This is a genomic window from Bradyrhizobium sp. S3.7.6 (assembly GCF_054061875.1).
Genome location: NZ_JBSSEQ010000001.1, coordinates 7,558,456 through 7,572,020 on the forward strand (window position 1 = coordinate 7,558,456; position 13,565 = coordinate 7,572,020).

At 63.0% G+C, this 13,565-nt stretch carries 11 protein-coding genes and 1 pseudogene; 3 read left to right on the forward strand and 9 right to left on the reverse strand.

Features of this window, described 5'->3' with window-relative positions; translation table 11 throughout:
• Positions 1-159 precede the first annotated feature (159 nt).
• The 6 genes and pseudogenes from ACVJ5M_RS36590 to ACVJ5M_RS36615 form a co-directional block, all read right to left on the reverse strand.
• Positions 160-2,082, reverse strand: coding sequence for an alkyl/aryl-sulfatase (locus tag ACVJ5M_RS36590; RefSeq protein WP_456679596.1), 1,923 nt, complete (start codon positions 2,080-2,082; stop codon positions 160-162).
• Positions 2,083-2,335: 253 nt separating this feature from the next.
• Positions 2,336-3,493: a GGDEF domain-containing protein gene (locus ACVJ5M_RS36595; RefSeq protein WP_283018523.1), complete on the reverse strand. Its 1,158-nt coding sequence runs from the start codon at positions 3,491-3,493 to the stop codon at positions 2,336-2,338.
• A 121-nt stretch (positions 3,494-3,614) separates the two neighbouring features.
• On the reverse strand, positions 3,615-4,898 hold the full coding sequence (locus ACVJ5M_RS36600; protein ID WP_063986578.1) for a TRAP transporter large permease: 1,284 nt from the start codon (positions 4,896-4,898) through the stop codon (positions 3,615-3,617).
• A 234-nt stretch (positions 4,899-5,132) separates the two neighbouring features.
• Positions 5,133-5,507, reverse strand: a pseudogene (locus ACVJ5M_RS36605) (TRAP transporter small permease); the annotation flags it as partial.
• A gap of 236 nt (positions 5,508-5,743) precedes the next feature.
• Complete coding sequence (locus ACVJ5M_RS36610; RefSeq protein WP_063984834.1) at positions 5,744-6,745, reverse strand: DctP family TRAP transporter solute-binding subunit; 1,002 nt, start codon at positions 6,743-6,745, stop codon at positions 5,744-5,746.
• A gap of 211 nt (positions 6,746-6,956) precedes the next feature.
• On the reverse strand, positions 6,957-7,727 hold the full coding sequence (locus ACVJ5M_RS36615; protein ID WP_063984835.1) for a methyltransferase domain-containing protein: 771 nt from the start codon (positions 7,725-7,727) through the stop codon (positions 6,957-6,959).
• A gap of 145 nt (positions 7,728-7,872) precedes the next feature.
• Here ACVJ5M_RS36615 and ACVJ5M_RS36620 point away from each other — a divergent pair, with 145 nt between their 5' ends.
• A complete protein-coding gene (locus ACVJ5M_RS36620; RefSeq protein ID WP_063984836.1) occupies positions 7,873-8,616 on the forward strand; it encodes an SDR family NAD(P)-dependent oxidoreductase in 744 nt (247 codons plus the stop codon).
• Positions 8,617-8,620: 4 nt separating this feature from the next.
• On the forward strand, positions 8,621-9,097 hold the full coding sequence (locus ACVJ5M_RS36625) for a YidH family protein (RefSeq protein ID WP_245328464.1): 477 nt from the start codon (positions 8,621-8,623) through the stop codon (positions 9,095-9,097).
• On the opposite strand, the gene ACVJ5M_RS36630 is transcribed toward ACVJ5M_RS36625, so the two are convergent.
• From ACVJ5M_RS36630 to ACVJ5M_RS36640, 3 genes are all read right to left on the reverse strand, one after another.
• On the reverse strand, positions 9,066-9,440 hold the full coding sequence (locus tag ACVJ5M_RS36630; RefSeq protein WP_199877110.1) for a hypothetical protein: 375 nt from the start codon (positions 9,438-9,440) through the stop codon (positions 9,066-9,068). The genes ACVJ5M_RS36625 and ACVJ5M_RS36630 overlap by 32 nt on opposite strands.
• A gap of 60 nt (positions 9,441-9,500) precedes the next feature.
• Positions 9,501-11,405 carry an AMP-binding protein gene (locus tag ACVJ5M_RS36635; RefSeq protein ID WP_231144397.1) on the reverse strand — a complete coding sequence of 635 codons (1,905 nt, stop codon included), beginning with the start codon at positions 11,403-11,405 and terminating at the stop codon, positions 9,501-9,503.
• A gap of 339 nt (positions 11,406-11,744) precedes the next feature.
• Positions 11,745-12,098, reverse strand: a complete 354-nt coding sequence (locus ACVJ5M_RS36640) for a UBP-type zinc finger domain-containing protein (protein WP_063984838.1) — start codon at positions 12,096-12,098, stop codon at positions 11,745-11,747.
• A 322-nt stretch (positions 12,099-12,420) separates the two neighbouring features.
• Here ACVJ5M_RS36640 and ACVJ5M_RS36645 point away from each other — a divergent pair, with 322 nt between their 5' ends.
• Positions 12,421-13,515 (forward strand): amidohydrolase family protein, encoded by a 1,095-nt coding sequence (locus ACVJ5M_RS36645; protein ID WP_063984839.1) that lies wholly within the window; start codon positions 12,421-12,423, stop codon positions 13,513-13,515.
• The last annotated feature ends 50 nt before the right edge of the window (positions 13,516-13,565 follow it).

A 13,565-nucleotide genomic window follows, 5' to 3' on the forward strand; every position in this document is an offset into this window, starting at 1 on the left:
GACACACTGTCATGCCCCGGCTTGACCGGGGCATCCAGTACTCCGCGGCTTCTCGGCTCAAGCACTGCGGTCTCTGGAATACTGGATCGCCCGGTCAAGCCGGGCGATGACAGCGAGAGTGCGGAGGGCGATGCCAGCAAGAACGAGGCGAGCGGTGCCCTAACTCACCACCGCCCGCTTCGGCTCGACGATCTCGAACATGCGCGGGAATTCGTCCATCAGGCCCATCAGCTCGGCAAGCCGTATCGGGTTGCCCGCGAGCTTGATCTTGCCGGCGGCGATCGCTTCCGGAAAGCTCGTCAGTTTCGCGATGACCTCATCGAGCGTTGCGCGCGCGAGCGTGAAACTGGCGTCCGCGCCTTCCGCCTGCACGCCCTCCGTATAAGTCAGCGCGCAATTCTCCAGGTTGAGCACGAAGATCTCGCCGGTATCGGAAAAGCTCCAGTTCAGCACGATGTGCTTGCCCTCGGCCTTGGGGCCGTTGAGCCGAATGCCGAGCACGTCCCAGAGCTGCTCGGTGCGTAGCGCCGCCAGCGTCTCGCGCGGCATCGGCGGACGCGGCGGGGTCTTCGGCATGCCCTGACGCAGCTCCTGCGCGCCGAACAGATAGGCGTTGCGCCAGGTCGAGCTCTCGGCGGCATAACCGAGCTGCTCGAGCGTATCCGCGAGCAACGCACGCGCCGCTTCATTCTCCGGCTCCGCGAAGACGACATGGCCGAGCGCCTGCGCGACAAAGCGAAACTCGCCTTTGTCGAAGTCCTTGCGCGCGCGCGCGAGGATGGCCTCGGCGCCGCCCATGTACTCGACATACTTCTTGCCGGATTCCACCGGCGGCAGCGGATCGAGATTGACCGGGTTGGCATCGTACCAGCCGAGATACTTCTGGTAGATCGCCTTCACGTTATGCCGGATATGGCCGTAATAACCGCGGCCGTGCCAGGCGCCCTCCAGGCTCTTCGGCAACTGGATCGTCTCGGCGATCTCGGCTGCGGTGAGGCCGTGGTTCATCAGGCGGATGGTCTGGTCATGCGCGAACTTGTAGAGATCGCGCTGCTGCCGGATCATCGTTCCGATCCGCTCGCGGCCCCACACCGGCCAGTGATGCTGTCCGCACATCGCCTCTGCCTTGCCGTCCCAGAGCCGCAAGGCCTCGTTGAGATACTTCGACCAGGCCAGCGCATCGCGCACATCGGCGCCGCGGAACGGCAGCAGATTGTGGAAATTGTGCGTGCAGTTCTCGGCGAGGTTCAGCAGCTTGTAGCGCGGGATGAAGAAGTGCATCTCCGCCGGCGCTTCGCTGTTCGGCGCCATCTGGAATTCGAATTCGACGCCGTCGATCACCCGCCTGTCGCCGGTTGCCATGATCAGGTCTGCCGGACGCAGCAGTGCCACGGCGCCCGCCGCCATCGACTTGCCGAGCCCGTTGTCGACCTGCCCCCGCACGCCTTTGGCGAGGAACGGCCCGAACTGGTATTGTGCCCGCCGCAGCATCGCCGGCCCCGCGATGATGTTCTCGGAGACGGCATGCTCCATGAACAGGTTCGGCGCGATGATCGGCACGGCGCCGGTTGCCAGCGCGTCCTCCTCCAGCACGCCGCGCGCGCCACCCCAATGGTCGGTATGGGTGTGGGTGAAAATGACGGCGGCCACCGGCTTCTGGCCACGATGCCTGTAATAGAGATCGAGCGCGGCACGTGCGCCCTCGATCGACGTCAGCGTGTCCACCACGATGACACCGCTGTCGCCCTCGATCAGCGTCATGTTGGCGATGTCGAGCCCGCGCACCTGGTAGACCCCGGGCACCACCTCGAACAGGCCGTGATGCATGTTGAGCCGCGCCTGTCGCCACAAGCTCGGATTGACGGTCGGCGGCGCCGTCTCGCTGGAGAGGAAGCCATAGGGCTTCAGGCTCCACACCGTCCGCCCCTGCGGGTTGGCGATCTCCGCATTTTCGATCGTACCAAGGAAGCCACGCGCGGCGTCGTCGAAATCCCGCGTGTCGGAAAACGGCAGCGCATTCAGCATCGTTGCTTGCTGCGCGATGACGGAGGGTGTTGCGTCCTTCGGCTCGTTGCTGGTCATTCTTGTTTCCTCCCGGCCTGTGCGAGCATCTAACCGCATCTCGCGGGTGATTGCTATCGGAGGAGACTGCCGAAATCGAGCGAGATGCCTCTTCCCTTCTCCCCTTGTGGGAGAAGGTGGCGCGAAGCGCCGGATGAGGGGTATATCTCCGCCCGCAAGACTGTTTGTGCGGAGAGAAACCCCTCACCCGCCTCGCCGCTGCGCGGCGAGCCACCCTCTCCCACAAGGGTAGAGGGTGCACCGTTCGCGTGGCTTACGCAGCGAGCTCTTCCGCCAAGATCTGGCCCGATGCGCTCGCATCCGCCATCCGCAAATCCCGCGCCAGCACATAACCGCCGCGTTCCTGCTTGGCCCGATAGAGCGCCTTGTCGGAGCGCGACAGCAGCGCTTCCGCGGTGCGCCCGTCGTCCGGCGCGACGGCGACGCCGACGCTGACGCCGAGCTCGATCATTTGTCCGTCGATATCATAGGGCGCGCTGATCGACTGCACGATGCGCTGCGCCATCGCTTCCGCATCAGCCGCCGCACGCTGCACCAGGACGAACTCGTCGCCGCCCATCCGGACCACGAGGTCATCCTGCGCGGCGAGCGCCTTGAGCCGCCCGGCGACCTGCTTCAGCAGTGCGTCACCGACGGGATGGCCGAACCGGTCGTTCGCCTCCTTGAAGCGGTCGAGGTCGAGCGTATGAACGGCAATCATCCCGGCCGCCAGCATCTGCGGCAGGTCCGTGGCCAGCACCGAACGATTGGACACGCCGGTCATCGGGTCCAGGCGCGACAGCTGCTCGAACTGCCGCTTGAGCGTGATCTGGTTGATCGAGGCGTTGAAGCTCAGCCGCACCATCTCGAAGCTCGCGACCACATACATCAGGATGAGGAGCCCGAGCCCGACGTGACGCAGATCAGGTTGCATGAAGGTCACGATCGCGGCAGGCGCGGCGATCGCGACGAGATCGAGCAGCGCCGCGACGGGACGCAGCGCCAGCCGCGCCACCACGCCGGCGCCAAAGCCGAAGCCGATGCCGATCGCCATCACGGAACAGAGCGCGTCACCCAGCACGATGCTGCGCGCGGCAAACACGCCAAGCACCAGGGCAGTGACGACGGTGCCTGCAACATAGCGCCGCTCCCAGAGCACGGCTTCGGCTCGACCGAGCTGCGGCGGATACGCGAGGCGGCGACGGAAGGCGAAGATTTCGAACAGGCGGACAATGGCCACCACGACACCGGCGACCGACAGGCCGGCCGTCACCATGTCGCCGGTCTCGTAGGTCGTAATCGCACCGACCATCGCCTGGCAGGCGGCCGCGAGAACGGTGGGCATCGTCGTGCCGTGAAGACCCGTGATGACTTCCATATAGACGGGGTCGGAAATCGACGCCCGTCCGGATTCCATTCTGTTGAAGAACATGCCAGCCCCATCCGCTGGCATGCTTCTACCGCAGACCCGTAAAAATGGGTTCCCAGCACAGCGATGGCATTTGAGCGCGCGTGTTTACCGCGCGTTAGCCATGTCCCGCCCGCCCGCGGCGCTAATGCATCCCCAGCACCCGCGGCAGCCACAGCGTCAAATCGGGCCAATACGTCACGATGACGAGGAAGCCGAGCATGGTGATGAGCCACGGCAACACGGCGACCGCGAGCTCGGTTATTCGCATGCGCGCTATCATCGAGGCGACATAGAGATTTAACCCGACAGGCGGATGGCAGAGGCCGACCTCCATGTTGACGTCCATCACGATGCCGAAATGCACGAGGTCGATGCCGAGCTTCTTGGCCGCCGGCGCCAGGATCGGCGCCATGATCAGGATGATCGAGTTCGGCTCCATGAAATTGCCGGCGAGCAGCAGGAGGATGTTGACGACCAGCAGGAAGCCGACCCAGCCGAGGTTCTGCGCCGCGATCCAGTCGGCCAAGGTCGCCGGCAGGTTCTCGTTGGAGAGCACGAAGGAGAACAGCACCGCGTTGGTGACGATGTAGAGCAGCATCGCGCTGGTGTTGGCGGCGCGCAGCAGCACCCGCGGCACGTCCACGATCTTGATCGCCTTGTAGACAAACACCGCGATGATAAAGGAGTAGACCGCAGCCATCGCGGCCGCCTCGGTGGCGGTGAACAGGCCGCTGTAGATGCCGCCGATGATGATGACGACCAGCATCAATCCCCAGATGCTCTCGCGGAAGGTGCGGACGGTCTCGCCCCAGCTCGCCTTCGGCAGGCGTGGATAGTCGCGCTTGCGTGCGAGCCACCAGGTGACGATGCAGAGCATCGTCGTCAGCATGATGCCCGGCAGCAGGCCCGCGACGAACAGCGCGCCGATCGAGGTATTGGTGGAGACCGCATAGACGATCTTCGGTATCGACGGCAGCATCAGGATGCCGAGCGAGCCGGCAACGGTGATGATGCCGGCGCCGAAATGCATGGGATAGCCGTGGCGGACCATCTCCGGCAGCACGATCGCGCCGATCGCGGCAACGGTCGCGACGCTCGAGCCGCAGACCAGCGCGAACATCGCGCAGGCGACGATGCCGGCAAGGCCGAGACCGCCGTGCCAGTGGCCGATCAGCGAGGTCGCGAAATTGATCATGCGGCGCGCGACGCCGCCATGGGTGAGGAAATTGCCGGCGAGGATGAAGAACGGGATCGCCATGATCTCGAACCCCTCGATGCCGGTGAAGAGCTTCATCGAGACCGCTTCGATCGGCACCGTGGTCAGCGTGAACAGGAACGTCATCACGGTGAGGCCAAGCGCGATCGAGACCGGGATGCCGGTCAGCATCAGCGCGATCAGCAGCGCGAACACGGTCGCGGCACGCATCCAGTGCGGCAGCACCACCACGCCAAACTTCTCGGCGAGACACATCGCGAAGATCAGGATCGGCGCCATGATCAGGATGACGCCGAGCGGCGACACTTTTCGCGCGGCGGCCCTGGTCGCCGCGCCGGCGGGCTGCGGATGCAGCGCCGGCGAGACGTCGGCCTCCACGCCCTCGACATGGCTCTCGTCGTGATGCGGCAGATGGCCGGTCCAGTAGGAGGACCACGAGACCTGGAGGAAGCGGAAGCACATCAGGCCCGAGCCGAGCGGGATCGCCAGATAGACGAACCACATCGGCGCTTCCAGGTCATTGGACTGCTGGCCGGTCTTGAACATCTCGGCGACGAAGGAGGCGCCGAAGGCCGCGATCATGCCCGTGAACAGCGCGCCGCACAGCAGCGAGAACAGGATCACGTGCTTGCGCGAATGTTCGGGCAGGCGGTTGACGAGCAGGTCGACGCCGACATGGATGCCGGTGCGCACGCCATAGGCCGCGCCGAACTTCGCCATCCAGATGAACATGTAGATGCAGAGTTCCTGCGCCCAAGACAGGTCGAGCTCGGACAGGAAGGTGAACACCGCCATCGACAGCGTCGCGAGCCAGTTCATCCCGTGCGCAGCCGCCCATCTGGAGAGGACGATCGATTCGCCTGCGCCGTAACGGTGCACCACGGCGATGAAGATCAACCCGGTTGCAGCCGCGATGAGCGTCGCGATCAGCCATTCTTCGAGATGGTTGAGCGCCTGATTGAGCACGCGAAGCAAATCAAAGTCCCCCTATCGATGCGAAACGGCCGGAAGTGCGCACACTCCCGACCGTTCGTATTGTCCTTGCGGAAAACGCGTCAGTTCATCTTGACGTCGAGTTCCTTGGCGACGAGATCGAGCACCTCCTGCCCGACCCGACCCTTTGCCCATGTATAAGTCGGCCGCATCGATTCCTGCCACGCCTTGCGGTCGGCGTCAGTCAGATAATGCAGCTTGGTCTTGCCCGCCTTCTTGATCTCGGCCAGCGCGTCCTCGTTCTCCTGGTGCGCGATCTGGTTGGTGTACTCGGTTGCATCCACCATCGCCTTCTCGAGCTGGGTGCGGATGTCGGGCGGCAGGCCGGACCAGAATTTCGAGTTGACGATGACCGCATATTGCAGATGCGCGTGATAGGACACTGTGATGTCCTTCTGCACCTCGTAGAACTTCTGGGTCAGGTAGTTCGACGCGGTGTTCTCGCAGCCGTCGACCACGCCGGTTTGCAGCGCCTGGTAGACTTCGGAGAACGCCATGATCTGCGGGATCGAGCCCATCAGGCGGAAATACTGGTCCGCGATCTTCGATCCGGAGATGCGGAATTTCAGGCCCTTGAAATCCTCAGGCTTCATCAACGCGCGATTCGACGACACCATGTGGAAGCCGTTGTCCCAATACGCGAGCCCGGTGATGCCCTTGGCCTCGAGCTTCTGGAACAGCCACTTGCCGATCGTGCCCTTCATCGCGTTGGAATAGGTCTCGTCGTCCTTGAACAACCAGGGCAGGTCGAGCGCCTCGAATTCCTTGATGCCGAGCGGCGCGAATTTCGCGGTCGAGGGTGCCAGCATCTGCACCGAACCGAGCTGGAGCGCCTCGATCTCCTCCTTGTCCTTGTAGAGCGAGGAGTTCGGATAGACTTCGATCTTGACCTTGCCGTCGGTGTACTTCTCGGCGAGTTCCTTGAACTTCAGCGCGCCCTTGCCCTTCGGGGTGTCGTTGGCGACCACGTGGCTGAACTTGATGACAACAGGGCTCTGGGCCTGTGCCACGGCTGGGGCCACGAGAATACCTGCGGCGGCGACCGCAAGAAGCAGCTTGCGCATGAAGTAACCTCCCAACAACCTCTAAAACCGGGTTCTTTTTGTTTTGCAGCCCGGTTTGCAGCCCAGTAGTGGCAGCAATCCACCACCCGAACAACTAGACCTAAGCCCAATTTGCCACAGGCAAGCTAGCTTGACGGCTGTTGTCCGTGCAACCCGGGACCCGCTCCCAGTCCCGGGTTGCGAACGGTTATGTCGCATTGCGGCAGTGCGATCAGTCCTTGCGCTGGGCGACCATGAACAGACGCCGGAACGGAAACAGCGTCTGCCCCGCCGCATTCTTCGGATAGGCCTTCGCCACCCGCTCGCCATAGGCGGCCTCGAACGCGGCCTTCTCGTCGCCCTGCAGGATGTCGAGATAGCGCGTCAACCAGGTCCCCTTGGTCCATTCCTTCACGGGATTGTCGCCTTCGAGCACCTGCAGATATTCGGTCTCCCAGATGTCGACGTTCTGGGAAAGCGGCGCGAGTAGATCATGATAGAAGGCCGGCCCTTCGACCGGCGGCGGGGTAACGAGATGCTCGACCTTTGACCGCCACGGGCCGTTCAGCGCCGTCTCGCCGATCAGCACATGCGATAGCGCGAGGAAGTTGCGCGGCATCTGCACCGCAAGCATGCCGCCGGGCGTCACCTTCTCCATGACTGACGGAAACAGTGCCGCATGATCGGGCAGCCAGTGCAGTGCGGCATTGGAATAGATCAAATCGTATTGCCTGGCGGGGCGCCAATGGCCGAGATCCTCGTGCGACCATTCCACATCCGGCGCCGCCTTGCGGCCCGCGGCCACCATCTCGGCCGAGCCCTCGACACCGGTCACGGTCGCGTCCGGCCAGCGTTCCTTGATCAGTTTTGTCACGTTGCCGGCCCCTGCCCCGAGATCGGCGATCGCGCGCGGGGCGAAATCCGGAATCCGCATCAACAGGTCGACGGCGGGCCGAAGCCGATGGCCGGAGAATTTCAGATATTGCTGCGGATCCCAGACCATTGCTCAACGCCTTTTCTTTTTCGTGTTTCCTTCGTCGAGGCTCTTGGTTACCACTGCTCGTCCCGCTCAGGCAATTCGCGAAGCCGGCGGGACGGGCAGGAAACGAACGACAAGAAGCAAAAAGCAAACAAGAGAGCGTGTGACCATGGACCTCGGGCTCAAATCGAAAACCGCAGTCGTGACAGGCGCGAGCATCGGCATCGGCCGCGCCATCGCCAAGGGCCTGGCTGCCGAAGGCGTCCGCGTCGTCGGCGTGGCGCGGCGCACTGATCTCCTTGCCGAGCTGGTGCAGGAAGTCGGCTCCGGCCTGATCACGCCGTTCGAGCAGGACGTGATGGCCAAGGACGCCGCGGAGAACATCGCGGCCTTTGCGCTCAAAGAGCTCGGCCATGTCGACATCCTCATCAACAATGCCGGCGGCAGCCGCCCCCTTCCCGTCGATGCGCCCGACAGCAAATGGGACGAGGCGATCGCGCTGAACTTCACCAGTTACCGCCGCATCGCGCATGCGCTGCTGCCGCAGATGATCGAACGCAAATGGGGCCGCATCGTCAACATCACCGGCAAGTCCGAGCCGGAGGGCCTCAACGCCGCCTTCGCAGCAAAGGCCGCCGTGCACGCCTGGGCCAAGGGCCTGTCGCGCGAGATCGGCGAGCACGGCATCACCATCAACTGCATCCCGCCCGGCCGCATCATGAGCGAGCAGATCCGCCGCAACTATCCGCCGGATTATCGCGAGCGCTTTGCGGAGGAAGAGATCCCGGTCGGCTATTGGGGCGAGCCGGAGGACCTCGCGGCGCTCGCGGTGTTTCTGGCGTCACCGGTGGCAAGGTACATCACGGGCACGGTGATCCCGGTGGATGGGGGGCTGCGGCGGTATCAGTTCTGAGGGCTTGCCCTGGCTTCGCATACAGTGCGCCCCGCCGCTCCGCTCCTGCGGGAATAGCGCGCAACGAAACCCATCGACAACATCCAGAGAGGTCTCGATGATCGAGAGATACTCAGACCACGCGGCAAACGAGCGGACTTTTCTCGCCTGGGTCAGGACGGGCATCGCAATCATCGCGTTTGGCTTTGTCGTCGAGAAATTCAACCTCTTCGTCCGAACTATCGCTGAAGCCAACAGGACGGAGATCGGGTCCCGACTGCAATTCGATCGCTTCACGGGAGCGTTCAGTCACTATGACGGCCTCGCGCTGATCGCGATCGGGATCGCAATCATCGTGATTTCGCTCTTTCGCTTCATCAGGACTGGCCGAATGATTGACGATGCACAATCTCATTCCGCCGGCGGCATCAAGACAGAACTGGTGCTCGCCGTTGTGCTGGGCCTGATCGTTACAGCGATGACCGTCTATTTTGCGCTCTGACTTTGGACCTAGCGGTGGCGCCGGCTTCCATCGACAACGTCTGGAGATCGCTTTGCATCACCATACGGGTCTGGGCATCGAGAGCGCCGAACGGCTCGTCCATCAGGATCATATCGGGGCCGACCTCGGTGTTGACTGACGTGATGTTGCGGCCGCGATGATGGACCGCATGTCTATACATATTCCAAGCCGCCGAAACGAGCAAGCCGAGGCCAATGGTGAGAGTTTGGGCTTCGCGGGTTGAATGAAAGGCAGTGCCGGCTGCGGCATCGCCGCGGCGGTGCGTTGGGGTTGCGGCGTTCGCCGCACACTCGTCCACATCTACTGGCGTCGCCGCCGTCAATGACGCAGAGGCGGTCCCTTTAAGAAACACACTCGGAAGGTCGGCGGCCGGGCTCTCTGGTCATGCATCAGTCGACGTGACTGCATTTCCTGCCGTCGACAACGCGCGTGGATGAGAGGCAAGCCGGATGATGTGCGGCGAGGCTGCTCCGCTATAGAGACTGTCGAGAATGGCGGAACGGTTCTTCAGGACCCCGCGCTGATTGATGTAGCCCTTGTCCGTTGTCTCGCCTGCCGCGAGCGACAGCGGCTGGATCTGGATGGCAACGGCCGATATCCGCGCGTTGGTCGCTGCCGCCAGGTTATGCTCGGTCAAGACCCGATGGACGTATGCGCGAACGCCGGAATCCAATGAAAGGGTGTCACCGGAATCCGCGCCTGCTGCGCCGTTAGCATGTCGCCTTGCACGGTCCGGATTGAGCCATACCAGCGCGACGAGAGAATCGCGGCCCTCGCCTCCGATGACCAGATCCTGCAGCACGCCGCCCATCCGGTTCAGGATGGCGGCACGCAGCTCGCCGACGAGCACCCACGTGCCTGTCATCATTTTGAAATTCTCCGAGAGACGCCCGGAAAACCTCAGGCCGCGGCAGAGATCGGCGGGATCGATGAACGAGACCGCGTCGCCTACCCGATAGAAGCCCTCTTCGTCGAATGCTGCCGCGGACAATTCGGGTAATCCGAGATAACCGGGCATGACGTTCGGGCCACGGACCCGCGCCTCGTAACCGTCCATCGCCGGAACCAGCTTGAGTTCGATGCCGGGTGCGGGCAAGCCGATCTCTCCCGGCGCTTCGCACGGTCGATAAGACACGCAGATGGTCGGCCCGGCTTCCGTGGCACCGTATCCGGCCAAAATCGGAACTCGCTCGCCGCGGACTTCGATTGCATATTCCTGAAGCGTTGCCATTACGGACGCCGGGATCGCCGCGCCCCCGAAAATCATTCTGTCGATGCGATGGAAGAACTTCCGCCTCAGGTCTGGATCCTCGCCGAGCGCGGCGCATAACAACGCGTAACCGGTTGGGACATTGAATGAGGCCGTCGGAGAAACGTCGTGCAGATTGGCGATTGTTCGATGAAACGCTTCGGGCGTCGGTCGGCCATCGTCGATATAGAGAGAGCCGCCGTTCTTCAGAATCCCATTCAGTATGACGTTGCAGCCCATGGTATGATGCCAGGGCAGCCATTCGATCTGAACCAGGGGCTGCGAGACCGGCGTGACCTGAGCGGCCATCTGCAGCACGCTCGACATCATGCGATGGGTATTGATCACTCCCTTGGGAGAGCCGGTCGATCCCGACGTGAACAGGATTCTGCCGACGGTCTCCGGTCCGAGTGCTGCGAACGCCGCCTCAAACGCGTGACCCGGTTTCGCGGCGGATAGCTCCGACAGCGGCGTGGTATCCGCCGCCTCTTCCGCCGTTATCCATTCGGCCTGCGCAAAGCCGGGGATGGCACGGGCTTGCACGAAGGGATCCGCCTTCTGGGCAAACACAAACTTCGGCGTGAGGACCTTCGCGATGTCTTCGATGCGGCTGAGGCCACCTGGCAGAAGACTGTAGCTTGGCGAGATCGGCGCAACCTGCAGACCGATCGACATCGCGGCGAACTGGATCACCGCATTCTCGATCGAATTGCCGGACAGGATGGCCAGCGTATCGCCCGCTGCGCCACCCCGATCAATCAGCGCCTGCCCGACCGAGCGCACTCGAGACCAGAATTCGCCATAGCTGATCGACTGCCATGCATTGTCGCGGGTTCGTTGCGCGAGAAAGACGCGGTCCGGCGTTTCCTGAGCCCAGTGGGGAAGGTATGCGCAAATCGTCCCGCTCACTCCAGCGAGCATAATCCGCGATCGCAATATCAGGGTGCCGTCATCCCTTCTCGTGACCTCGATGTCGGTCGGTGGTGAAGGCATAGAACAATATGGCGTGGAAGCAGGATGGTCGAGAGCAGGCTGCACAGGCGTTCTCCTTTCGATATCCGCGAAGGCCCGGCTGAGGCGGCGGCGATCGACGCAAACGATCTGTAGTCCTCACGCGCAATGAGGCTCCTGCAGAACGTCGGGAGGGCAATATCTCGATGCTACGTTGCGTGAGAATTTCATCTTCGCGAGGATCGCGTTGCATTTGCAATGTCGCTAATCCGGCGCCACGGACACCAGTGAGGGTTCCAATGGGGGATTCACGGGTGCCGAGAGTTCGCGCAAGACGTCCGCCCGTGAGTTCACGCGCGATGCCAGGAAGCAGCCCCGCTGCTAAACGCGCTCGTCGGCTATGGACCAGTTGCCAGAGGCTGCGACCTATTCATGCAGCAGCGATTGCCAGTCTGAAGGCACCGCGCCGTCCGGCCCGGGCACCGGCTGGTCCAACGGATGCGCGTGCGGGCCTTGCAGCTTCGGGCCCGCGAAGGGCTGTCCCGTGCGATAGTCGTAAAACCACCGTTCGCCCGGCTCGAAGCTCGTGATGATCGGGTGACCCGTCGCCGCGTTATGCTTCGTTGCATGCTGATTGGGTGACGTATCACAGCAGCCGATGTAACCGCATTCGACACATCTGCGAAGATGAAACCACCATCCGCCAGCAGCCGAGCATTCCACGCAACCCGTTCCGCTTGGCTTGGCCGCGAGGTTGATGCCATCCCTGTCAGACTTCATCGATCCACTCACTGAAAGTGATTGCGGTCATCGCAAATCTTCGCCGCCATCGCATTTTGCCAGTGTTTCGCCCGACGGGTCAACCTCGCGACATCAGGGAGCATCTCGCGGGAGAATTGGAGAGGCGTTCACACAAAGTTGCGGCGGCGATGCACAGGCGTGACGCGAGGCATCGTTCGGCGACGAAAAATCGGCGTATTCCAATCCCCAACAATCATTGCCCCGCTGCGGCCGCACCACAGACAGCGGAGGGACGAAACGTTCTGCCGATAGAAGCACCACAGGCCTTGGCTTTGCCAGTTCGTCACGGGAGACGTGCAACATGAACAAATGGGATCAAAAATCTCGAGGGCATCACGCCTGCCCCACCTGCTACGGCCCGCCCTCGTCGCGCCGCGGCTTTCTCGCTGGCGTCGGTGCAGTTGGCCTTGCCTCGGCCATCCCCGCCGTTGCGGTACACGGACAGGCCAAGCCGGCGCTGATCGATACTCACCTTCATTTCTATCCGCCTGAGTATCAAAAGCTCTGGCTTGGCTACGAAGACGCACGCAAGCAGCCGCACTTTCCCGGCCAGGTGGCCTGGACCCGCGAGAAGCTCGTCGAGGACATGGACCGCAATGGCATACGCACAGGCATCCTGTCGGTCGCCTCCACGCCCGGCGTGTGGTTCGACCTCGGGCCGGCGGAAGCCGGCCGGCTTGCGCGCGCCTGCAACGAGTACGCGGCCGACATGATGCGCGACCATCCGGGCCGTTTCGGCCTGTTCGCGACCTTGTCGATGCAGGACGTCGATGCCACGCTCAGGGAGATCGAATATGCGTTCGACACGCTGAAGGCGGACGGGATCGGGCTGCAAAGCAGCTACGGCGACAAATGGCTCGGCAATGCCGCCTACAGGCCGGTGTTCGAGGAGCTGAACCGTCGCAAGGCGGTCGTGTATGTGCATCCGCTGGTCGCGAGTTGCTGTAGCGCGCTCAGCGTCGGCACGTTTCCGGCGGTGATCGAAGTCCCGCACGACACCACACGGACCGTGACGAGCCTTCTGCTCAGCGGCGCATTTGCCCGCCATCGCGACATCAAATGGCTGTTCTCGCACGCCGGCGGCACGATTCCGATGATGGCCGGGCGCATCAATTCGTTCTATGGGGCGCGGCCCGACCTGAAGGAGTTTGCGCCGGACGGAATCGAAGGCGAACTACGCCGGCTTCACTACGACACCGCGAATGCGACTTTCGCGCCCTCCATGGCCGCGCTGCTCAAGCTCGTGCCCGCCTCGCAGATCACCTATGGCAGCGACTATCCGTATTTCGGCCTTGGCCAGTTCGCGCAGTTGCAGAAGCTTGGCCTCTCGACAGACGATCTCGACGCGATCGGCCATCAGAACGCGGCACGTCTCGTTCCCCGGCTGCACACTTAGAGCATAATCCGGAAAAGCGTGGCGCGGGTTTCGCCCGGGCCCTGCTCCCG

Coding starts and splice junctions, on each gene's coding strand:
- ACVJ5M_RS36590 (WP_456679596.1), bottom strand. CDS start 2,082: ATGACCAGCAACGAGCCGAAGGACGCAACACCCTCCGTCATCGCGCAG.
- ACVJ5M_RS36595 (WP_283018523.1), bottom strand. CDS start 3,493: ATGTTCTTCAACAGAATGGAATCCGGACGGGCGTCGATTTCCGACCCC.
- ACVJ5M_RS36600 (WP_063986578.1), bottom strand. CDS start 4,898: ATGCGTGCCGCGACCGTGTTCGCGCTGCTGATCGCGCTGATGCTGACC.
- ACVJ5M_RS36610 (WP_063984834.1), bottom strand. CDS start 6,745: ATGCGCAAGCTGCTTCTTGCGGTCGCCGCCGCAGGTATTCTCGTGGCC.
- ACVJ5M_RS36615 (WP_063984835.1), bottom strand. CDS start 7,727: ATGGTCTGGGATCCGCAGCAATATCTGAAATTCTCCGGCCATCGGCTT.
- ACVJ5M_RS36620 (WP_063984836.1), top strand. CDS start 7,873: ATGGACCTCGGGCTCAAATCGAAAACCGCAGTCGTGACAGGCGCGAGC.
- ACVJ5M_RS36640 (WP_063984838.1), bottom strand. CDS start 12,098: ATGAAGTCTGACAGGGATGGCATCAACCTCGCGGCCAAGCCAAGCGGA.
- ACVJ5M_RS36645 (WP_063984839.1), top strand. CDS start 12,421: ATGAACAAATGGGATCAAAAATCTCGAGGGCATCACGCCTGCCCCACC.